Below are 20,639 nucleotides of genomic sequence, written 5' to 3'. Positions count from 1 at the left end.
TGGGGGCACAGTGCGACTGAGAGTGGAGTTCACGACCGAGCCCTTCGATCTGGACGAGGCGCCCGCGCACGCGCTGGTCGCCCGCGAGGTCGTCGAGGCGGCGCAGCTGGACGCGGTGGACGTCGGTCCGTTCGGCAACACCGCGGAGGGCGGTGCCGACGCGGTGCTCACGGCCGTGGACGCCCTGCTGCGCAGGACGCTGGAGGCCGGCGCGACCCGGGTCTCGCTCCAGGTCAATGTGATCGAGGAGGGGAGACAGTGACCGGGACCGGGGACGAGGCGTTCATCGCGGCTGTGAAACCGCTGGTCGACGCCATGGGCGGGGAGATCCTCCCGCCCGACGAGGCCGGCGCCGAGGATGTCGTCCTCGCCTGGCAGGGCGTCGACGTCGTCGCCGTACGCCTGCCCCAGCTGGCCGACTCCCTCGACCACATCCTGGCCGCCATGGAGCGCAGGCGCGGCAAGCCGCTGGCCGACCTGGACCGCAAGTCCAAGCAGGAGATCGTGCGGATACTGGAGGCGCGCGGCGCCTTCGCGGTGCGGCACGGTGTGGAGACCGTGGCGAGCGCGCTCGGGGTGAGCCGCTTCACCGTCTACAACTACCTCAACCGGGAGAAGGGCGCCTGAGCGAGCGGGGCCTGCGGAATCCGCGTTGTTACGCGGAATTTTCAACAAAGTGTTGACGCCGTGTTTCGGAGGGCGTTAGCTGTTCGCAGCCCGTTCAGCACGAAGGCCGAATCCGGCCACGGAGGCTCCCGTGACTTCGACTTCCACGCCCCCGGGCCTGGCCCGGTTCAACGCCCTGGAGGAGAGCGCGGCCTCCGCCGCCCTCCACGAGGCGTGCGCCTCCACCGAGTGGGCCCGGCGACTGCTCGCCGCCCGCCCCTACGCCACCGCGGAGGACCTGTACACCGCCAGCGACGCCGCCATGGCCGAGCTGAGCACCGAGGACCTTCAGGAGGCGATGGCCGGGCACCCGCCGATCGGGCGCCCCAAGCCCGGCGACCCGGCCTCCGCGCGGGAGCAGGCCGGCATGGCCGGCGCCGCCGAGGAGCTCAAGGCGGAGATGCTCGAACTGAACCTGGCCTACCAGGAGAAGTTCGGCCATGTCTTCCTCATCTGCGCCACCGGCCGGACCGGCGAGCAGATGCGCGACGCGGTCAAGGAGCGGATCGGCAACGCGCCGGAGCAGGAGCGGGAGATCGTCCGCACCGAGCTGGGCAGGATCAACCGCATCCGACTGGCCCGACTCGTCGAAGAGGACGCCTGACACCATGAGCACCAGCACCACCGCCTCCGTGTCCACGCACATCCTGGACACCTCGCTCGGCCGCCCCGCCGAGGGCGTCGCCGTCCACCTGTCGGCCCGCAGCGGCCGGGAGACGGACTGGCAGGCGCTCGGCGGCTCCGCGACCGACGCCGACGGCCGGTGCAAGGACCTTCCGGACCTGCCGGAGGGCACCACCCACGTACGGCTCGACTTCGCCGTCGAGGCGTACTTCGAAGCGAAAACTGCGAAGAAGCAAGCCGATGCGCAGCAGGACGCCCCCGCGAATCGGGACAGCGGACCGGCGGTGTTCTTCCCGGAGGTGGCGATCACGTTCGCCGTCGTACCGGGCGAGCACTACCACGTACCGCTGCTGCTCAACCCGTTCGGCTACTCCGTTTACCGAGGGAGCTAGCTAAATGACCGTCAATTCCCGCCCTGCCCGCCCTGTGATCCTGGGACAGAACCAGTACGGCAAGGCCGAGAACCGAGTCGTCAAGATCACGCGGGACGGCGCCACCCACCACATCAAGGACCTCAACGTCTCCGTCGCGCTGAGCGGCGACATGGAGGAGGTCCACTACTCCGGCTCCAACGCCAACGTCCTGCCGACCGACACCACCAAGAACACGGTGTACGCGTTCGCCAAGGAGTACGGCATCGAGTCCGCCGAGCAGTTCGGCATCCACCTGGCCCGGCACTTCGTCACCAGCCAGGAGCCGATCCACCAGGCCCGCATCCGCATCGAGGAGTACGCCTGGGAGCGGATCGAGACCTCCGACGCCAACAGCAGGTTCATCGGCGCCGACGAGGTCAAGCACTCCTTCGTCCGCAAGGGCCAGGAGACCCGCCTCACCCAGATCACCTACGACGGTGAGCAGTGGGAGGTCGTCTCCGGCCTGAAGGACCTGGTCGTGATGAACTCGACCAACTCCGAGTTCTGGGGCTACGTCAAGGACAAGTACACCACCCTCCAGGAGGCGTACGACCGCATCCTGGCCACCCAGGTCTCCGGCCGCTGGCGGTTCAACTGGACCGACGACGAGCAGAAGATGCCCCACTGGGAGAAGTCCTACGAGCAGGTCAGGAAGCACATGCTCCAGGCCTTCGCCGAGACCTACTCCCTCTCGCTGCAGCAGACCCTGTACCAGATGGGCTCGCGGATCATCAACAACCGCAGCGAGATCGACGAGGTCCGCTTCTCGCTGCCGAACAAGCACCACTTCCTGGTGGACCTGGAGCCGTTCGGTCTCAAGAACGACAACGAGGTCTACTTCGCCGCCGACCGCCCCTACGGCCTCATCGAGGCCACCATCCTGCGGGACGGCTGTGAGGCCCGGATCCCGGTCGACATGACCAACCTCTGACGCGGGACGCGCGCCCCCGGCCCCGCCACCCGGGCCGGGGGCCCGCCACACCGGAGGGAACGAAATGGCACAGCCAGCGAAGGGGCCCGACACCGCCCCCTGTCCCACCCCGCCGGTGCACACCGAGGACGCCGTCACGTCCGTGCACCCGGTGGACGAGAAGCTCCACCTCTCGCGGCTCGTCCCCGCCGCGCTCCAGCACATCGCCGCCATGTACGCGGGCGTGGTCACTCCTCCGCTCATCCCCACCTCCGCCTTCGCCCAGAACGTCGGCGTCGTCTCCCTCACCCGGGTGCGCAGCCGGTACGTCGTCGCCGTCGCCGGCGCCACCCTGCTCGTCCTCGGCGCCTTCCCGGTCCTCGGCGCGGTCGTCTCCCCGGCCCCCATGCCGGTTCTCGGCGGCGCCGGCATCGTCCCGCCGGCCGCGCCGACCTTCTACGCCGGTTTCCCGGCCTGGGCGCAGACCGTGCTCGGCTCCGGCATCAGCGCGGGCGCGCTCGCCGCGGTCCTGCTCAACCTCTTCTTCCACCACTTCGGCACCCGGGGCCGCCAACCCGCCCCGGCACTCAAATCCTCCTAGGGTCCTGCCGTGCCCTCCCCGTGGACACCCCCTTCGGTCCCTCTGTCCACGGGTCCGCCACTGAAAGACAAGGAAGCACGATGGCACCATCGGCAGCCCAGCGCATCGTCATCGAGAACTGCGCGATCGCCACCGTGGACGCGGGCGACACGGAGTACGCCTCCGGACACCTCGTCCTCGCCGGCAACCGGATCGAGTCGGTCGGCGCGGGCAAGGCCCCCGAGGGCCTGGAGAACGTGGTGCGCCGGATCGACGCGAGCGGCCATCTGGCCACGCCCGGTCTGGTCAACACCCACCACCACTTCTACCAGTGGATCACCCGGGGCCTGGCCACCGACCACAACCTGTTCGACTGGCTGGTCGCGCTCTACCCCACCTGGGCGCGCATCGACGAGCAGATGACGTACGCCGCCGCCCAGGGGTCCCTCGCCATGATGGCCCGCGGCGGAGTCACCACCGCCATGGACCACCACTACGTCTACCCGCACGGCTCCGGCGACCTGTCCGGCTCCATCATCCGGGCCGCCGCCGGGATGGGCGTACGGTTCACCCTGGCCCGCGGCTCGATGGACCGCAGCGAGAAGGACGGCGGCCTGCCGCCGGACTTCGCCGTCGAGACCCTCGAGGACGCCCTCGCCGCCACCGAGGAGACCGTCAAGCAGCACCACGACGCCTCCTTCGACGCGATGACCCAGGTGGCCGTGGCCCCCTGCTCGCCGTTCTCCGTCTCCACCGAACTCATGCGCGAGGGCGCCGAGCTGGCCCGCCGCCTCGGCGTACGGCTGCACACCCACGGCTCGGAGACGGTGGAGGAGGAGAAGTTCTGCCACGAGCTGTTCGGCATGGGCCCCACCGACTACTTCGAGTCCACCGGCTGGCTCGGTGAGGACGTGTGGATGGCGCACTGCGTCCACATGACCGACTCCGACATCGCCGCGTTCGCCCGCACGAAGACCGGCGTCGCGCACTGCCCGTCGTCCAACGCCCGCCTCGCGGCCGGCATCGCCCGCGTCCCCGACATGCTCCAGGCGGGCGTCCCGGTCGGCCTCGGCGTCGACGGCACCGCCTCCAACGAGTCCGGCGAACTCCACACCGAACTGCGCAACGCCCTGCTGATCAACCGGCTCGGCGCGCACCGCGAGGCCGCCCTCAACGCCCGGCAGGCGCTGCGGCTCGGCACCCACGGCGGCGCCCGGGTGCTCGGCCGGGCCGGGCAGATCGGCTCGCTGGAGCCCGGCAAGCTCGCCGACCTGGTGCTGTGGAAGATGGACACCCTCGCCCACGCCTCCATCGTCGACCCGGTCACCGCGCTGGTCTTCGGCGCCGCGGCCCCGGTCACCGCCTCCTTCGTCAACGGCCGGCAGATCGTGGAGAACGGCCGCCTGCTCACCGTCGACGAGGACGCCGTCGCGGCCACCACCCGCGCGGAGGCCCAGCGCCTGGCCCGCATCGCCGCGCAGGCCTGATCCGCACCGGGTCTCCCCAGGACTCCGGCCGGGAGGGACGGCTCCCGGCCGGGACCGTGGATCCGAGCGGGATCCACGGCACGCCGGCTCCGGGGCGCGTGCGCCCGCACGCACCCCGGAGACGGTCACCCCCACACCGCCCCACCGCTCGAGCGCCACCCCCGTCACGGTCCCGCACGACCACACGCACCACCTCCATGAAACCCGCGTCGCCTACGACGTGTTACCCGCCCGGAGGAGCCGCCGTGGCCGCCCATCCAGTTGACGAGAAACTCCCCGCCCTCAAAATGGCGACCAGCGGTCTGCAGCACGTGGCCGCCATGTACGCCGGGGTCGTCGCCCCACCGCTCATCGTCGGCGCGGCCATAGGCCTGTCCGCGACCGACCTGACCTTCCTCACCGGTGCCTGCCTGTTCACCGCCGGCCTCGCCACCTTCCTCCAGACGCTCGGCTTCTGGAAGATCGGCGCCCGGCTGCCCTTCGTCAACGGCGTCACCTTCGCCGGTGTCGCCCCCATGACGGCGATCGTCGCCTCCACCGAGGACAAGTCCGACGCCCTGCCGGTCATCTTCGGCGCGGTCGTCGTCGCCGGCCTCCTCGGCTTCCTCGCCGCGCCCTTCTTCAGCAAGGCGATCCGCTTCTTCCCGCCGGTCGTCACCGGATCCGTCATCACCCTGATCGGCGTGTCCCTGCTCCCCGTCGCGTTCGGCTGGGCCCAGGGCCCCGACCCCAGGGCCGACGACTACGGTTCGACCACCTACCTCACCCTCGCCGGCGTCACCCTGCTGATCGTCCTGCTGCTGCGCCGCTTCACCCGTGGCTTCGTCAAGCAGATCGCCGTCCTGCTCGGCCTGATCGCCGGCACGCTGATCGCGATCCCGTTCGGCGTGACGGACTTCGGCCCGGTCGCCGACGCGGACGTGGTCGGCTTCCCGACCCCGTTCCACTTCGGCGCCCCACAGTTCCAGCTGGCCGCCATCCTCTCCCTGTGCGTGGTCATGGTGGTCTCGATGACCGAGTCGACCGCCGACATGCTCGCGCTCGGCGAGATCGTTGAACGCCCCGCCGACGAGCGGACCATCGCCGCCGGTCTGCGCGCCGACACCCTCGGCTCGGCGATCAGCCCGCTGTTCAACGGCTTCATGTGCAGCGCCTTCGCCCAGAACATCGGCCTGGTCGCCATGACCAGGATCCGCAGCCGGTACGTCGTCGCGACCGGCGGCGGCTTCCTGGTCCTGATGGGCCTGTGCCCGATGGCCGCCTCGCTCATCGCGGTCGTCCCCCGCCCGGTCCTCGGCGGCGCCGGTGTCGTGCTGTTCGGGTCGGTCGCCGCGAGCGGCATCCAGACCCTGGTCCGGGCCGGCCTCGACAGGGACAACAACGTCCTGATCGTCGCCGTGTCCCTCGCGGTCGGCATCATCCCGATCACCGCGCCCGGGTTCTACCACGCGTTCCCCGAGACCGCGAAGATCGTCCTGGACTCGGGCATCTCCACCGGCTGCGTCACGGCCGTCGTCCTGAACCTGCTCTTCAACCACCTGGGCAAGGGCCGCGAGGCCCACGACGTCACCCATCCCATGGAGGCGGGGGAGGAGATCGCCGCTGCGCACTGAGACCGACGGCCGGGAGTTACGGGGCCGGGGGAGCGGGCGAAGACGCCGCGGCCCCCGGCCACTTCATGAGGTTGGCCAGCAGCTCCGCCTGCTCGATCGCGTCGTCCAGGGCGTGGTGCGTGTGCCGGCGGCGGGACAGCAGCGCGCGGGGCATGGTGCCCTTCGCCACCGCCCGCAGCGGCAGCCGGGCCTTCGTCGCGTACAGCGTCTTCAGGTCCAGGCACCCCGAGTGCCCGAACGGGCTGGAGCCGGTGAAGCGGATCAGGTACCAGTACAGGAACGTCCAGTCGTACGACGCCGGGTAGCCGCACATCACCGGCTGCGCGCCCGCACTCACCTCCCGCACCCACGCGGCGAACTCCGCGAGCGCCACGGCCGGTTCGGCTCCTCCGGCGGCCAGCCGGGCCCGGTCGAGACCGCTCACCGCCAGCGCCTCGGGCACGAACTCCTCGCTGATCGGGCACAGTTCGCGGTAGAAGGTCCGCTCCTCGGGGTCGGCGGCCGTGAAACCGGCGGCGTCCTGCACCCCGGCGACCGCCGCGCCGAGGCTGAGCATCGAGTACGGCCCGGGAATGGGGCCGTCGGCCTCGATGTCGACGGAGATGTACAGGCTGGGCTTGACGCGACGTGCGGACATGACCCGGAAGCATCCCACCCGCGGCGCATGCCCGCACGCCGATGTGCCGTGGGCCGCCGGCGGCTACAGGCCGAACAGGGTGACGTCCGTCGTCAGTTCCTTGAACACCTCCCGCGGGTCCGCCACCAGTTTGCGCTCCGCGAGGTTCAGCAGGCCGCCCACCGCGGTGACCTCGGCCGCCACGGTGCCGTCGGTTTTGAGGACTTCCTGCCGGATCCGGAAGGTCTTGCCGCCACCCCACTCGAACACGCACGTGACGTCGACCTCGTCACCGGCGAGCAGTTCCCGCAGGTAGCGGATGTTCGTCTCCAGCGCCACCGGGCCCACGCCCCGGGACAGCAGCCGGGCCTGGCTGATCCCGGCCGCCTGGAGCAGCGACCAGCGGGCGTGCTCCGCGTAGTTGAGGTACACCGCCTGGTTGAGGTGTCCCTGGACATCGGTCTCGTATCCGCGGACGGTCACACGGACGGAAAACGGTTCGGCCACTGCTTGCCCTTCTCGCGTGCGGTTCTGCGGTCGACCGATCCTGACACGCCGGTCACACCCGGCGCGGCGAGGCCAGCAGATAGCGCGCCCTCGTCCGGGGCTCGGTGTACTCGCCGGCCTGCCAGCCGGCCCGCTCCAGGGTGGCCGCGCAGTCCGCCAGGGCCCGGGCGTCCGGCGCGTACACCGCGACGGCCTCGGGCTGCGGGGTCGCCCGGACCCGGTAGCCGTCCGCGTCCCCGCCCGCCGGAGGGTGCCCGGCGGCCTCCAGCGCGAGCGCGGCGGCCCGCACCAGGTGCGTGCGCTCCCATCCGCAGGGCCGGTCCGCGGCGCCGTCGGGATTCGTCATCCGGCGCAGCTCCAGCAGCCCCTGCCAGGCGCTGTGCACCTGGCGCCGCCGGGCCGGACCGGTGCCGGGCGGCTCCTCCTCGCCGCCGACACGGGCGGTGAACACCCCGGTGTCCGGCGCGGGCCCGGCCGGTGTCCCGGGCACCGCCTCACGGATCCGGTGGCCCGCCGGGGTGAGGAAGTGGTCGTGCGGCGGCCGAGGGTGCCGGAAGGCCAGCCCCCGCTTCACCAGCGCCGCGAGCTGGGCCTCGGTACCGCGCAGCCGGCCGGTGACCGGGTCGGCGCTCTCGATCAGCCGCCGCTGCGCGGCGGTCGGCGGTCGGGTCACGGGAGACTCCTTCCGGTACCGCTCGCTCCACGGAACCGCCGGACGGACGGCCCCTCCGCAGAGTACGGCCCGCCTCTGACACGGCGGGTCCCGCGGCATCGCGCTGCCGGCCGGGGCTCCGCGCGGACGGCGTGCGGTCCGGCCGTGTCGCCGTTGCCGCCCCCTCACTCCCGGGGCCGGATGTTCCACCCCGCCACCACCGGCCGGTCGTGTTCGGTGCCCAGGCGGCACAGGGTGCCGGTCGCGAGCTGGAAGAGGGCACCGTGCCGGGGCGGCAGGCCCAGGCGGCGGGCGGTGAGCACACGGAGGAAGTGGCCGTGGGCGATCAGCACGACGACGCCCTCGGTGCTCGCGAGCGCGGCGTCGGCCTTGGCCAGCATCCGGTCGGCGCGCTCCCCGACCTGCTCCGGAGTCTCGCCCGGGTGGTCCGGCGGCCCGGGCGCGACCCCGTCCGTGAACAGGAACCAGCCGGGCCGGCTCCGCTGGATCTCCGGGGTGGTCACCCCCTCGTAGCCGCCGTAGTCCCACTCGCGCAGGTCGGTGTCGACCCGCGCGTCCGGGATCCCGATGAGCTCGGCGGTCTCCCGGGCCCGCTGCAGGGGGCTGACGAAGGCCGCCCCGATCCGGTGGGAGCGGATCAGCGGCACCAGCCGGCGCGCCTCCTCCCGCCCGTGCTCGGTGAGGGGTACGTCGGTCCAGCCGGTGTGCCGCCCGGACCGCGACCACTCGGTCTCCCCGTGCCGGACGAGAAAGAGGTCACCCATGACGGCACGGTGGCACAGGGGCGGCGCGGCCCGCAGGGCGGACTGCGCCAGACGGCCGTTCCCGCACCGGCGCCGGGTGTCAGGTGCCGGGGTGGACCAGCGTGTACTCGGTGCCGAGGGCCTTGGTGCCGGTGTCGGCGTACAGCGTGGTCTCCCCGTCGGACCAGCGCACGACCAGGTCGTCGAGGGCGCGGGCGTGCCGGAGGGCGCCGGCCGTCAGCACCTGCGCGTGCGGCCAGAGGCTGTTGGGCCCGCGCAGCCGGGTCCTGGTGCCGAGCCCGGCGGGCGAGGTGCCGGCGTACGTGTCGAGCGTGCCGTCGGCCCAGCGCACCAGCAGGTCGCCGGTGCCCGTGCCGTCGAAGTCGCCGCCGGCCAGCAGGGCGGCCTTGGTCCAGGTGGCGCTCGCCCCGAGGAGCGGGGTGCCGGTGCCGAAGCCGCCGGCCCCGATCCGGTCGTACAGGGTGAGCGAGCCGTCGGCCCGGCGCACCAGCAGGCCGGTCCCGCCGTCCGCACGGAACGGGCCGGCGGCGAGCTGGACGGCGTTCTTCCACGCGGAGCCGGCCGGCGCCATCCGGATCTCCCGGCCCAGGCCGGACGGCCCGGGCTGCGGGTAGAGGGTGACCGCGCCGTCGGACCAGCGCACCAGCAGCCCGGCCCGGCCGCCGCCGGTGAAGGTGCCGCCGGTCACGGCCCGGGCCCGGGTCCAGGTGGAGTTGGCCTTCCGCAGCTGCTTCTCGGCGCCGAAGCCGCCCCTGCCGTCGCCCGGCTGCAGGGTGACCGCGCCGTCGGACCAGACCACGAGCAGGTCCCCGCGCGAGTCGCCGGTGTAGTCGCCGGAGGCCATGAGCACGGCCTTGCGCCAGCGTGCCGCGCCGCCCGGCAGCGTGCCCTTCACACCCCGGTACGGCGGCAGGTCGGCGGGCGGGGCCTGGTCGGCGACGGCGTCGGCGAGGAGGTTCGCGGCGTCGGCGCCGAACGCGGTGGCGTAGCTGATGTAGTCGACGCTCGCGTCGTTGCCGCCGCCGTTGTAGCCGCCGAGGTTGCCGATGACGTGCCCGGTGCGGGCGTCGTCCTTGTAGTCGGTGATCCACGGGCTGCCGGACACCCCGCCGTAGTAGCCGCCGCAGGTCATCGACAGCTGCCGGTAGCCGCGCAACTGCGTGGTCGGGACGGTGCACTTGACGGCGCGTCCGGCGCTGTTGTGCCGGTGGGAGGGGTAGCCGACGACGGTGACGTTCCGCAGCTTGTAGCCGGCGGGCCGGGTGAAGGTCAGCCCGCCGCCCACCGCGTCCTGCAGGGACTGCCCCCGCTGGTTGACCGAGACCCGGGCGAACGCGGTGTCCAGGTCGGAGGCGGCCTTCTTGGTGGTGGACGAGCCGCGGTCGGGCACGTACCGGGGGTCGATGAAGATCCGCTGGATGTGGAAGATGCCGTACGGCTGCCGGTCGGGTGCCGCGCCCTTCACGAACTTCGGGACGAAGATGTAGTCGCCCTTCATGTTCAGCGCGCAGTGGGCCGCGGTGAGCACGATGTTCCGGACCTTGGTGTCGATCACGCTGCCGGTGCAGTGCCAGGTGGTGCCGCGCGGCCCGTCCGAGCCGAAGAACGTCCCCACCAGCCGCGTCCCCTTGAACAGCGTGCCCTGGGGGCGGCGCGCGGCGGCCGGCCCGCCCGGCGCCGGCGGGGCCTGCCGCGCCGCGTCCAGCGGCCGTGCGCCGGCCATGCGCTGCGCGGTCCAGAACCGCGCGGCCTGCTGCGCCTCCTGCCCGGCGGCCGGGCGCGGCGGCGCGGGCGGCGCCGCCTGTGCGACCGGCGCCGCGAGCCCGATGGGCGCCGCGCACAGCACGGCCACGGCGGCCCGGCGTATTCGATACGAGAACAACGGTGCTCCCCCTGGTCTGCTCGATCGGGACCAGGGAGGCGGGCGGCGCGCGCTGGTCGAGGGCGGCGCCGTACCGCGTACCGGAACAACCCCCTGGTCGTCCCCGCCGCCGGAGACGACGGGACACGTGATCTTCGCACAGGTGCGCGAAACGGGAGCGGCCCGGCCCTCCGCCGATCCGGTGCGCGGCGCCCGATACCGCGCGGCGCACCCCCCGTCAAGTAACGAACAGTCGGGGCTGGGGCGGCTCCGCGGTCCCGGGGGACGGTGGCAGCCGACCGTCCCCGCGACCCGCCGCCGTGGACACGAACCGGAAAGGAGGCGGGATGTACCGCTCGCTGGGCTCCTTCGCCACCCGTCACCCCCGGTGCGTGCTGCTCGCCGCCCTCGGCTTCCTCGTCCTGTCGCTCGTCGCCGGCTCGTCGGCGACGAGCCGGCTGAAGACACAGGGCTACGACGACCCCGCCTGCGACTCCCGCTTCGCGGCCCGCGTGATCGCGCCGTACCAGGGCACGTCCGCGAACCTGGTCGTCGTCGTGCGGTCCCGCCACGGCGGAGTCGACGCTCCGGCGGCGCGCACCGAGGGACGGGCACTGACCCGGCGCCTGGCCGCCCAGCCGTACGTGAGCGACGTGTCCTCCTACTGGAGCGGCGGGCCGGCGCGGCTGCGCGGCCGCGACGGCCGCTCGGCGCTGCTGGTCGCGCACGTCGACGGCGACGGCGAACAGCTCGGCCCGCGCGCCGAGCGGGTACGCGCGGCGCTGTCCGGCCGGTCGGCCCTCACGGTGCACGTGGGCGGCACGGCCCTGGCCGACCAGGAGATGCAGGACCTGGCCGCCTCCGACCTGAAACGGGCCGAGGCCGTCGTCCTGCCCGGCACCCTCCTGCTCCTGGTCCTGGTGTTCGGCAGCGTGCTGGCGGCGGCCCTGCCGCTGCTGATCGGCGTGCTGGCGATCTGCGGGACCCTGCTGGCCCTGAGCCTCATCGGCGGCGTCACCGACGTGTCGGTGTTCGCGCTGAACCTCACCACCGCGCTCGGGCTCGGCCTGGGCATCGACTACGGGCTGTTGATCGTCTCCCGGTTCCGGGAGGAGCTGACCGCCGGGCACGAACCCCGCGAGGCCGCCCGGCGCACGGCCTGCGCCGCGGGCCACACCATCTTCTTCAGCGCCGCCACGGTCTGTGCGGCGCTGGCGGCGCTGCTGCTCTTCCCGCCGTACTTCCTGCGCTCCTTCGCCTACGCCGGCATCGCCGTGGTGGCCCTCGCCGCGGTCGCCGCCGTGACGGTGCTGCCGGCGCTGCTGGCGTTGCTCGGCCCCCATGTGAACGCGTGGGCGGTGCCCTGGCGGCACAGGACCCGGGCCGGCTCCGCGTCGCGGTTCTGGGAGCGGCTGGCACGGTGCGTCGTACACCGCCCGGTGTTCGCCGCGCTGCCGGTGCTGGCCCTGCTGGCGGTGCTCGCGGCACCGTTCACCCACGCGGGGTTCGCGACCCCCGACGACCGGGCGCTGCCCCGGACCACCTCCAGCCGTCAGGCCGGTGACCTGCTGCGCGGCGACTTCGACCGGGGCGGCGCCGACGCCCTCACGGTGTTCTTCACCAGCAGCACGCCCCGGAGCGCGCTCGACTACGCGCCCGGGCTGTCCGCACTGCCGGGCGTGGCCGAGGTCGTCGGACCGTCCGGGGTGTGGCGGCACGGCGTCCGGGTGGCCCCTCCGGGCTCCGCGGCGACCCGCCTGCTGCCGTCCGGTCCCGACGCTCCCGCGCTGTTCTCGGTGGTGCCCTCGGCCGGCCCGCACTCGGCCGCCGCCCAGCGCCTGGTCCGCACCATCCGCAGGACGCCGACGCCCGCGGACACCGAGATCCACGTCGGCGGCCCGAGCGCCGCGCTCGTCGACGCGAAGGACACCATCGCCCGGCGGCTGCCCCTCGCCGCGACCGCGATCGCCGGCACCACGTTCCTGCTGCTGTTCCTCTTCTCCCGCAGCCTCCTGCTGCCGGTGAAGGCGATCGCGCTGAACTGCCTGAGCCTCGCCGCGGTGCTCGGCGCCATGGTGTGGATCTTCCAGTCCGGGCACCTGCGGACGCTGCTGGGGTTCACGCCCGGGCCGCTCAGCACGACCATGCCGGTGCTGCTGTTCTGCGTCGTCTTCGGGCTCTCGGTCGACTACGAGGTCTTCGTCCTGGCCCGCATCAAGGAGGCGCACGACGCCGGACACGACACCGCCGACGCGATCGTGACCGGCGTGGCCCGCACCGGCGGCATCGTCACGACGGCGGGCGCCCTGCTCGCCTTCACGCTCCTCGCCTTCGGCTCCTCCCGGGTGTCCCTCCTGCAGTTCTTCGGGATCGGGGCGGGCCTGGGCGTCCTGCTCGACGCGAGCCTGGTGCGCGGTGTCCTCGTGCCGGCGTTCATGCGGCTCGCCGGCGGATGGAACTGGTGGGCGCCGCGGCCGTTCGGCGCAGGCACGCGCACCGGGCCGCCCTCGTCCGGGCCGGCCCAGGAGCCTCCCCGCCGGCCCGGCCACGCGGGCACACCACCGGCACACCCGCCGCCACCGCCACCGCCGCGGCCGTCACCACCCCCGTCCCCGTCACCCTCCCCGTCCTCTCCCCACCCCTCCCGCACCGGCTGCCCGCACCGGGCACCAGAACAGAGGCAGGTCTCCCATGAATGACATCGCCGTCGTCGGCCTCGGCTGCCGTTTTCCCGGCGCCCACGGCACCCGCGCGTACTGGCGGCTCCTCCTCGGCGCCGAGCGGCGGTTCACCCCCGTCCCGAAGGAGCGCTGGAACCACGCCGCGTTCCACGACCCCGTCGACCGGTCCGCTCCGGACACCGCCTACACCGACCGGGTCGCCTTCCTCGACGGAGTGGACCGCTTCGCCGCCGCGCACTACGGTCTGCCACCCCGCCGTGCGGAGGCCATGGACCCGCAGCACCGGCTGATGCTCGACGTCACCCGCGAGGCCCTCGACGACGCGGGGCTCGGCCGGGGCGGCTTCGACCGGGAGGGCACCGGCGTCTTCCTCGGCCTGTCGGCGTCCGACTACCGGGAGCTGATGACGGCGAGCCTGAGGGCACGCGGCATCGCCCAGGGGTCGTCCGATCCCGTCCTCGTGCGGGCGATCGAGGACCGGGCCCTGGCACGGCTCGCGGCCGCCGACTCCTTCGCCCTCCCGGGAAGCCTGCTCAACATGGCGCCCGCCGCCGTGAGCCGGCACTTCGGCCTGGGCGGGCCCAGCTTCGCCGTCGACGCCGCGTGCGCCGGCTCGCTGATCGCCCTCGAACAGGCGGTACTCCACCTGCGCCAGGGCAGCTGCAGCACGGCCGTCGTCGGCGGAGTCCACCTCAGTCTCACCCCGGACAGCCTCGTGGGCTTCTCCCGTCTCGGCGTGCTGTCGGCCGACGGCGTGTGCCGCCCGTTCGACGAACGGGCCGACGGCTTCGTCCTGGGCGAGGGGGCCGGCGCGGTCGTCGTACGGCCCCTGAGGGACGCGCTCGCCGCCGGCGACCGTGTCTACGCCGTCGTCAAGGGCATCGGCTCGGCCAACGACGGCGTCACGCCCGGCCCGCTGAGCCCCTCACCGGAAGGACAGCTGCGGGCCATGCGCCGCGCCTACGCCGACGCGGGCCTGCCGCCCTCCGCCGTGGGGTTCATCGAGGCCCACGGCACCGGCACCACGGTCGGCGACCGCGTCGAGGTGGAGGCGCTGCGCCGGCTGCGCGCCGAGTACCCGGACGAGGACCCCGCCCTGAGCTACCTGTCCTCGGCCAAGGCGCTCATCGGGCACTCGTTGTCCGCGGCGGGTATCGCGGGGCTGATCAAGACCGCCCTGGTGGTGCACCACCGCACGGTCGTACCCCAGCCGGACTTCACCCCCCACCCGGGTCTCGGGCTCGACGCCGCCGGCCTGCGCGTCGCCGGCACCGTCCGCCCCTGGCCGGACGGCGGCGCCCCGCGGTGCGCCGCCGTCAGCTCGTTCGGCTTCGGCGGTACGAACGCCCACGTCGTCCTGCAGCAGGCGCCGGCCGCCGCCCCCGCACGGCGGCCGGCGGGCACCCGGACCGCGCCCGCACCCCAGCTCGCCCTGATCTCGGCGGGCAGCCCGGAGCTGCTCCGGAAGCACATCGACGAGCTGCTTGCCACCCTGGATCACACGCCCGGCGCGTCGATGGCGGCACTGGCCCACACCCTCGGCGGCCGCGAGCCGCTGCCCAGCAGGCTCGCGATCGTGGCCGCCGATGCCGCCGCGTTCACCGAGCGGCTGCGCCGGGCCCGGAGGCAGCTGGCCCAGGGCGCCCGGGGCGACCTCGGTGACAGTGCCTTCGCCGCCGACGCGCCCCTGCCGCCGGCCGGGCGTCGGCTGGCCTTCGTCTTCCCCGGCCAGGGCAGTCAGCAGCCGGGCATGCTGCGGGACCTCCACCAGAGGTTCGCCGGGTTCCGCCGCGCCGTCGGCGCGCTGGGCGCCGTGGCCGGGACCGACGTGGCCGGTCTGCTCTACGGCGGCCGGACGCACGAGGAGGTCAGGCGGCGGCTCGCCGACACGGAGGTGTGCCAGCCGGTGCTCGGCACCGTGCAGATCGCCGCCACCCGGCTGCTGGCCGCGTGCGGCGTGGCACCCGACCTCGTACTCGGGCACAGTCTCGGCGAGTTCGCCGCCGCCGCGGCGGCCGGCTTCCTCACCGACGAGGACACCCTGCGGCTGCTCGCCCACCGGGGTGCGGTGATGCAGGGGGCCGAGGCCGAGTCACGTGGCGGGATGCTCGCCGTGCAGGCCGACAGGCACACCTGCCGGCGGCTGGTGCGCGGCATCGACGACGTGTGGCTCGCGTGCTTCAACCACGCGCGCCAGACCGTGGTGAGCGGAACCGAGGAAGGGATCGCGGCGCTGCGGCGGGTCTGTGCCGAGGCGGGGATCGCGACCTCCGCCCTCGAGGCGTCCAGCGCCTTCCACTCGCCGCGCCTGGCCCGGGCCGACGACGCCATGCGCGCGGATCTCGCCCGCCGCCCCCTCGGCACGCCCCGCCTGCCGTTCGTGTCGGCCGTGAGCGGCACGGTGTGCGACGAGCCGGAGCGGCTGCGCGAACTGTGGGCGCGCCACACGTCCGGGCCGGTCCACTTCGGCGACGCCGTGCGCAGCGCCCACCACGCGGGCGCGCGGGTCTTCCTCCAGGTGACGGGGGGCGGTTCGCTCCTCACCTCCGTCCGCCGCAACCTCTCCGACCACGACGGTGTGCACGTCGTCGCCGGTACGGCCCCGGACGACGCGTGGGGCTTCCCACGGGCCCTGGCCCGGCTGGCGGTGCTGGGCGTCCCGGTCGACCCCCGGGCCCTGGTGGGGGAGGACGACCGCCGGCAGCTGGACCTGCCGGTGGCCCGGCTGGAGGAGCGGTCCTACTGGGTGCGCCGCCCGGATCCCGGACGGAACCCGGACAAGCCCCGGCCCCGGCCCGTGGGCCAGACCCAGACCCAGACCCAGCCCCAGCTCCAGCCCGTGGGCCAGACCCAGACCCAGCCCCAGCTCCAGCCCGTGGGCCAGCCCCAGCTCCAGCCCGTGGGCCAGACCCAGCCCCAACCCCAACCCGCGGGTCAGACCTCACCCCGGCCCCAACCCCAGCCCGCGGGCCAGACCTCACCCCAACCCCAACCCCCACCCCAGCTCCAGCCCTCGGCCAAGGAGGCCCCGATGCGCGAACTGCTCGACCTCATCCAGCAGCAGGTCACCGTCCTCCAGCAGCTGAGCGACACCCTGCCGGGCACGGCCGGTGCCCGGCCCGCGGCCGCCGATCCCGAGCCGCTCGCCCCGCCGGGCACGCGTGCGGCCCCCGGGGCCGAGGAGGCCGTACTCGCGCACATAGCCCGTGTCAGCGCCTTCCCGGTGGAGCAGCTGCGGGCCGGTCAGCACCTGGTCGACGACCTCGGCTTCGACTCGCTGATGCTGACCGACCTGTTCGCCTCGCTCAAGGCCCGCTGGCCGTCGCTGACGATCGACGAGCGGTGCGCCCGGCCGACCGTCGGCAGCGTCACGGCGATGATCAGGCAGGAGGCCGCGGAGGGCGGCGCCCCGCCGCCGCAGGAGCAGCGGCGCATCGAGTGCTTCCCCGAGGTCACCGCGCACCACGGGCGGATCGACGGGCTCGGTGAACTCCGGCTGCCGAATCCCTACTTCCTGGTCCACGAGGGCGGCATGACGGACCGGACGGTCGTCGACGGCCGGGAACTCGTCTCCTTCTCCGGCTACAACTACCTGGGCCTGGCCACGCACCCGCAGGTGCGCGAGGCCGTCAAGGAGGCCGTGGACCGGTACGGCACCTCGGCTTCCGCCAGCCGGCTGCTGTCCGGCACCCGTCCGCTCCACCGCGACCTGGAGAGCGAACTCGCCCGCACCCTGGGGACCGACGACGCGATCACCCTGACCAGCGGGCACGCCACCAACGTCACCGTGATCGGGCACCTCGTCGGGCCGGGTGACCTGGTCGTCCACGACGCGCTCGCCCACGACAGCATCCTGCAGGGCTGCAAGCTGTCCGGCGCGACGCGGCGGTCCTTCCCGCACAACGACGCGGCGGCCCTGGACGCACTCCTCGCCACGATCCGTCACCAGTACCGACGGGTGCTGGTCGTGGTGGAGGGCGTGTACAGCATGGACGGCGACATCGCCGACCTGCCGGCCCTGGTCGAGGTCAAGCGCCGGCACGCGGCGCTGCTGATGGTCGACGAGGCGCACAGCATCGGCGTGCTCGGCGCCACCGGGCGCGGTGCCGGCGAACACTTCGGCGTGCAGCGCCCGGACGTCGACCTGTGGATGGGGACCCTGTCCAAGTCCCTGGCCGGGTGCGGGGGTTACGTCGCGGCGCACCGTGCCGTGGTCGGCTACCTGCGCTACACCGCGCCGGGCTTCGTCTACAGCGCGGGCATGACTCCCGCCGACGCGGCCGCCGCACTGGCCGCGCTGCGGCTGCTGCGGGCCGAACCGGAGCGCCTCACCCGGCTCAGGCAGAACGCGGCGCTGTTCCTGCGCCTGGCCCGCGGGGCGGGCGTCGACACGGGAGGCAGCGAGGGCACGCCGATCGTGCCGTGCGTCGTGGGGGACTCGGCGCGGACGCTGCGGCTGGCCCGGGCGCTCTTCGACCAGGGCGTCAGCGTCAACCCGATCCTGCATCCGGCGGTTCCCGAGGAACTGGCCCGGCTGCGGTTCTTCCTCACCTGCGAGCACACGCCGGAACAGATCCGGTACACGGTCGCGGCGCTGGAGGGGCAGCTGCGGCGGGCCGGCGGCGCGGACAGCGCGCCCGCCGCGTGAGGGGCGGGCACCGTCATGCCGAACGCCGTGTTCCCCGCGATCACGCCGGACCGGGTCCACCACTGGGGCGGGGCGGCTCTCCTCGTGGCCCGGCGTGGTGTCCGCGGCGCGCCGCCCTCCTGGTCGCCGCTGCCGTTCACCCCCGCCGAGTGGCAGGTCCTCCACGGTCTGCCGCGGTGGCGGCAGGCCGAGTGGGCAGCGGGCCGTCTCCTCGCCAAGACCGTGGTGTCCAAGGTGACCGGCCGGCCGGTCGGCGAGGTGGAGATCCTCCCGCGCGCCGACGGCAGCCCCCGCCTGTCGGTCCCCGGCCTCCAGGTCTCCCTCAGTCACACGGCCCACCACGTCGCGGCGGCCGTCGCACCCGGCGCGGTCGGCGTGGACCTGTGCGAGGTGAGCGCCGCACCCTCGGTACGCCGCGCCGCGCCCCATGTCCTGTCCCCCGCGGAGCGACGGCTCACCCGCGACTCCCCCGAACTGCTCACCGCGGCCTGGGCCCTGAAGGAGGCGGCGGTGAAGGCCGGCCGCCGGTGCCTGTCCGGCGAGGCCCCACGCCGTGTCCGCATCCTCGCCCTGACCCCGCCGCTGCTGTCCGGCGGCCGCCGGGCCCTGGTCGGCGGCGCGGGTACGGCGACCCTCGCCCTCGTCCTCCCGTGACCGGGGGACCGCGGGCTACTGCCGGTACCCGCCGAGGAACCTGCCGATCCGGCCGATCGCCGCCTCCAGGTCCTCCGCGTACGGCAGGGTCAGGATGCGGAAGTGGTCGGGGCGGGGCCAGTTGAAGCCGGTGCCCTGGACCACCTGGATCTTCTCGCGCAGCAGCAGGTCCAGGACGAACCTCTCGTCGTCGTGGATCGGGTGCACCTTGGGGTCGATGCGCGGGAACGCGTACAGCGCGCCCTTGGGTTTGACGCAGGACACGCCGGGGATCTCGTTGAGCTTCTCCCAGGCCACGGTCCGCTGCTCGTGCAGCCGGCCGCCGGGCACGGTGAGGTCGCGGATGGACTGGCGTCCGCCGAGGGCGGCCTGGATGGCGTACTGGGCGGGCGCGTTGGCGCACAGCCGCATGGAGGCCAGCATGGTGAGGCCCTCCAGGTAGTCCTTGGCGTGCTGCTTCGGACCGGTGACCACCAGCCAGCCGGAGCGGAAGCCCGCCACCCGGTAGGTCTTGGACAGGCCGCAGAAGGTGAGGACGACCAGGTCGGGGGCGAGCGCGGCGGCCGAGTGGTGGACGGCGTCGTCGTACAGGATCTGGTCGTAGATCTCGTCGGCGAACACCATCAGGCCGTGCCGGCGGGCCAGGTCGAGGATGCCCTCGACGACCTCCTTCGGGTAGACCGCGCCGGTGGGGTTGTTCGGGTTGATGATGACCACGGCCTTGGTCCGGTCCGTGATCTTCGACGCCATGTCGGCCAGGTCCGGGTTCCAGTCGGCCTGTTCGTCGCACAGGTAGTGCACGGCCTTGCCGCCGGCCAGCGTGGTGACGGCCGTCCAGAGCGGGAAGTCCGGGGCGGGGATGAGGATCTCGTCGCCGTCCTCGACCAGCGCCTGCACCGCCATGGAGACCAGCTCCGAGACGCCGTTGCCCAGGAAGACGTCGTCCACGCCGACCTCCAGGCCCAGCGTCTGGTAGCGCTGGGCGACCGCGCGGCGGGCCGAGAGGACGCCCCGGGAGTCGGTGTAGCCGTGCGCCTGCGGCAGCATCCGGATCATGTCCTGGACGATCTCCTCCGGCGCCTCGAACCCGAAGGCCGCGGGGTTGCCGGTGTTCAGGCGCAGCACGCTGTGCCCCGCCTCCTCCAGCGCGTTGGCGTGCTCGATCACCGGACCCCGGATCTCGTAGCACACCTCGCTGAGCTTGTTGGACTGCCGGAACTCCATGCGCCCCTCCGGAAACTCGTGATGCTTGGTTTTACCAAGTAGGAGCTTGGAAAGTCCAACAACACGTCTAGACTGCGTCGCATGCCACCTCGCCGAAGCTACGACCAGTACTGCTCCGCAGCCCGCGCGCTCGACCTCGTCGGGGACCGCTGGACCCTGCTGATCGTCCGGGAACTGCTCGCCGGCCCCCGGCGCTACACGGACCTGCACGCGGACCTGCCCGGCGTGAGCACGGACGTACTCGCCTCCCGGCTGAAGGACATGGAGCGGGACGGACTCGCCACCAGGCGCCGGTTGCCCCCGCCGGGCGCGGCCTACGTCTACGAACTCACCGGTCGCGGCCGTGCGTTGCTGCCCGTGCTGCAGGCGCTGGGCAGCTGGGGCGAGGGTGAACTGGGCGAGCGCCGGCCCACGGACGCCGTGCGCGCCCACTGGTTCGCGCTGCCGCTGCTGCGTGCCCTGGACGGCGAGGGAATGGTCGAAGTCGGCCTGGAGGAGGGGGAGTTCCACCTCCGGGTCGGCGCCGAGGACGGACCGGTGTACGGCGACGGACCCGCGCCCGGCGAGGCGGACGCGCGGCTGGTGATGGACGCGGCGACCTGCGAGGCCATCGCCCGCGGGGAGACGGGCCTGCCGGAGGCGGTACGGGACGGACGGGTGACGGTGACCGGCGACGGCACGCTGGCCAAGGCGCTGCGGGAGGCGTGAGAACGGGCCG

Annotated in this window: 17 protein-coding genes and 1 pseudogene; 12 read left to right on the top strand and 6 right to left on the bottom strand. The window is 73.6% G+C overall.

Going from position 1 to position 20,639, the window contains the following annotated elements; translation table 11 throughout:
* The first annotated feature begins 10 nt into the window (after positions 1–10).
* The 8 genes and pseudogenes from ABZ923_RS24045 (at position 11) to ABZ923_RS24010 (ending at position 6,293) form a co-directional block, all read left to right on the top strand.
* Positions 11–262, top strand: a complete 252-nt coding sequence (locus ABZ923_RS24045) for a hypothetical protein (protein ID WP_361475231.1) — start codon at positions 11–13, stop codon at positions 260–262.
* Entirely contained in the window at positions 259–627 is a 369-nt protein-coding gene (locus ABZ923_RS24040; protein ID WP_361475229.1) for a helix-turn-helix domain-containing protein, read from the top strand. The genes ABZ923_RS24045 and ABZ923_RS24040 overlap by 4 nt, the downstream gene beginning before the upstream one ends.
* Before the next feature lie 130 nt (positions 628–757).
* On the top strand, positions 758–1,270 hold the full coding sequence (uraD, locus tag ABZ923_RS24035; protein WP_361475227.1) for a 2-oxo-4-hydroxy-4-carboxy-5-ureidoimidazoline decarboxylase: 513 nt from the start codon (positions 758–760) through the stop codon (positions 1,268–1,270).
* Between the two features lie 4 nt (positions 1,271–1,274).
* The gene (gene uraH, locus ABZ923_RS24030) at positions 1,275–1,682 is read left to right on the top strand and encodes a hydroxyisourate hydrolase (protein ID WP_361475225.1); all 408 of its coding nucleotides are present in this window, start codon (positions 1,275–1,277) and stop codon (positions 1,680–1,682) included.
* Between the two features lie 4 nt (positions 1,683–1,686).
* Positions 1,687–2,634, top strand: coding sequence for a factor-independent urate hydroxylase (gene pucL, locus ABZ923_RS24025; protein WP_361475223.1), 948 nt, complete (start codon positions 1,687–1,689; stop codon positions 2,632–2,634).
* A 244-nt stretch (positions 2,635–2,878) separates the two neighbouring features.
* A pseudogene (locus tag ABZ923_RS24020) lies at positions 2,879–3,214 on the top strand (solute carrier family 23 protein); the annotation flags it as partial.
* A gap of 80 nt (positions 3,215–3,294) precedes the next feature.
* The gene (locus ABZ923_RS24015; RefSeq protein WP_361475221.1) at positions 3,295–4,680 is read left to right on the top strand and encodes an 8-oxoguanine deaminase; all 1,386 of its coding nucleotides are present in this window, start codon (positions 3,295–3,297) and stop codon (positions 4,678–4,680) included.
* 197 nt (positions 4,681–4,877) lie between these two features.
* Positions 4,878–6,293: a nucleobase:cation symporter-2 family protein gene (locus tag ABZ923_RS24010; protein ID WP_361475219.1), complete on the top strand. Its 1,416-nt coding sequence runs from the start codon at positions 4,878–4,880 to the stop codon at positions 6,291–6,293.
* A 16-nt stretch (positions 6,294–6,309) separates the two neighbouring features.
* On the opposite strand, the gene ABZ923_RS24005 is transcribed toward ABZ923_RS24010, so the two are convergent.
* From ABZ923_RS24005 to ABZ923_RS23985, 5 genes are all read right to left on the bottom strand, one after another.
* Complete coding sequence (locus ABZ923_RS24005) at positions 6,310–6,930, bottom strand: exonuclease (RefSeq protein WP_361475217.1); 621 nt, start codon at positions 6,928–6,930, stop codon at positions 6,310–6,312.
* 63 nt (positions 6,931–6,993) lie between these two features.
* Positions 6,994–7,416: an acyl-CoA thioesterase gene (locus tag ABZ923_RS24000; RefSeq protein ID WP_361475215.1), complete on the bottom strand. Its 423-nt coding sequence runs from the start codon at positions 7,414–7,416 to the stop codon at positions 6,994–6,996.
* A 52-nt stretch (positions 7,417–7,468) separates the two neighbouring features.
* A complete protein-coding gene (locus ABZ923_RS23995) occupies positions 7,469–8,089 on the bottom strand; it encodes a hypothetical protein (protein WP_361475213.1) in 621 nt (206 codons plus the stop codon).
* 164 nt (positions 8,090–8,253) lie between these two features.
* The gene (locus ABZ923_RS23990) at positions 8,254–8,853 is read right to left on the bottom strand and encodes a histidine phosphatase family protein (protein WP_361475211.1); all 600 of its coding nucleotides are present in this window, start codon (positions 8,851–8,853) and stop codon (positions 8,254–8,256) included.
* A 79-nt stretch (positions 8,854–8,932) separates the two neighbouring features.
* Positions 8,933–10,735, bottom strand: coding sequence for a trypsin-like serine protease (locus ABZ923_RS23985; RefSeq protein WP_361475209.1), 1,803 nt, complete (start codon positions 10,733–10,735; stop codon positions 8,933–8,935).
* 326 nt (positions 10,736–11,061) lie between these two features.
* Between ABZ923_RS23985 and ABZ923_RS23980 the strand changes: the two genes are divergently transcribed.
* From ABZ923_RS23980 to ABZ923_RS23970, 3 genes are read left to right on the top strand one after another with little or no spacing between them, the layout of a single operon-like run.
* Positions 11,062–13,413 carry an MMPL family transporter gene (locus ABZ923_RS23980; protein ID WP_361475207.1) on the top strand — a complete coding sequence of 784 codons (2,352 nt, stop codon included), beginning with the start codon at positions 11,062–11,064 and terminating at the stop codon, positions 13,411–13,413.
* The gene (locus tag ABZ923_RS23975) at positions 13,406–18,043 is read left to right on the top strand and encodes an aminotransferase class I/II-fold pyridoxal phosphate-dependent enzyme (RefSeq protein ID WP_361475205.1); all 4,638 of its coding nucleotides are present in this window, start codon (positions 13,406–13,408) and stop codon (positions 18,041–18,043) included. Before ABZ923_RS23980 ends, ABZ923_RS23975 begins: the two co-directional genes overlap by 8 nt.
* A 15-nt stretch (positions 18,044–18,058) precedes the next feature.
* Positions 18,059–18,697 carry a 4'-phosphopantetheinyl transferase superfamily protein gene (locus ABZ923_RS23970; RefSeq protein WP_361475203.1) on the top strand — a complete coding sequence of 213 codons (639 nt, stop codon included), beginning with the start codon at positions 18,059–18,061 and terminating at the stop codon, positions 18,695–18,697.
* A gap of 15 nt (positions 18,698–18,712) precedes the next feature.
* On the opposite strand, the gene ABZ923_RS23965 is transcribed toward ABZ923_RS23970, so the two are convergent.
* A complete protein-coding gene (locus ABZ923_RS23965; protein WP_361475201.1) occupies positions 18,713–19,921 on the bottom strand; it encodes a pyridoxal phosphate-dependent aminotransferase in 1,209 nt (402 codons plus the stop codon).
* A gap of 81 nt (positions 19,922–20,002) precedes the next feature.
* Here ABZ923_RS23965 and ABZ923_RS23960 point away from each other — a divergent pair, with 81 nt between their 5' ends.
* Positions 20,003–20,629 (top strand): winged helix-turn-helix transcriptional regulator, encoded by a 627-nt coding sequence (locus ABZ923_RS23960; RefSeq protein WP_361475199.1) that lies wholly within the window; start codon positions 20,003–20,005, stop codon positions 20,627–20,629.
* Positions 20,630–20,639 lie beyond the last annotated feature (10 nt).

Origin of the sequence: Streptomyces sp. NPDC046881 (genome assembly GCF_040645015.1) — a bacterium.
In the GTDB taxonomy this organism is placed as follows: Bacteria; Actinomycetota; Actinomycetes; order Streptomycetales; family Streptomycetaceae; genus Streptomyces.
Note: the sequence above shows the minus strand (reverse complement) of the source record. Positions and strands in the feature narration are given on the sequence as shown.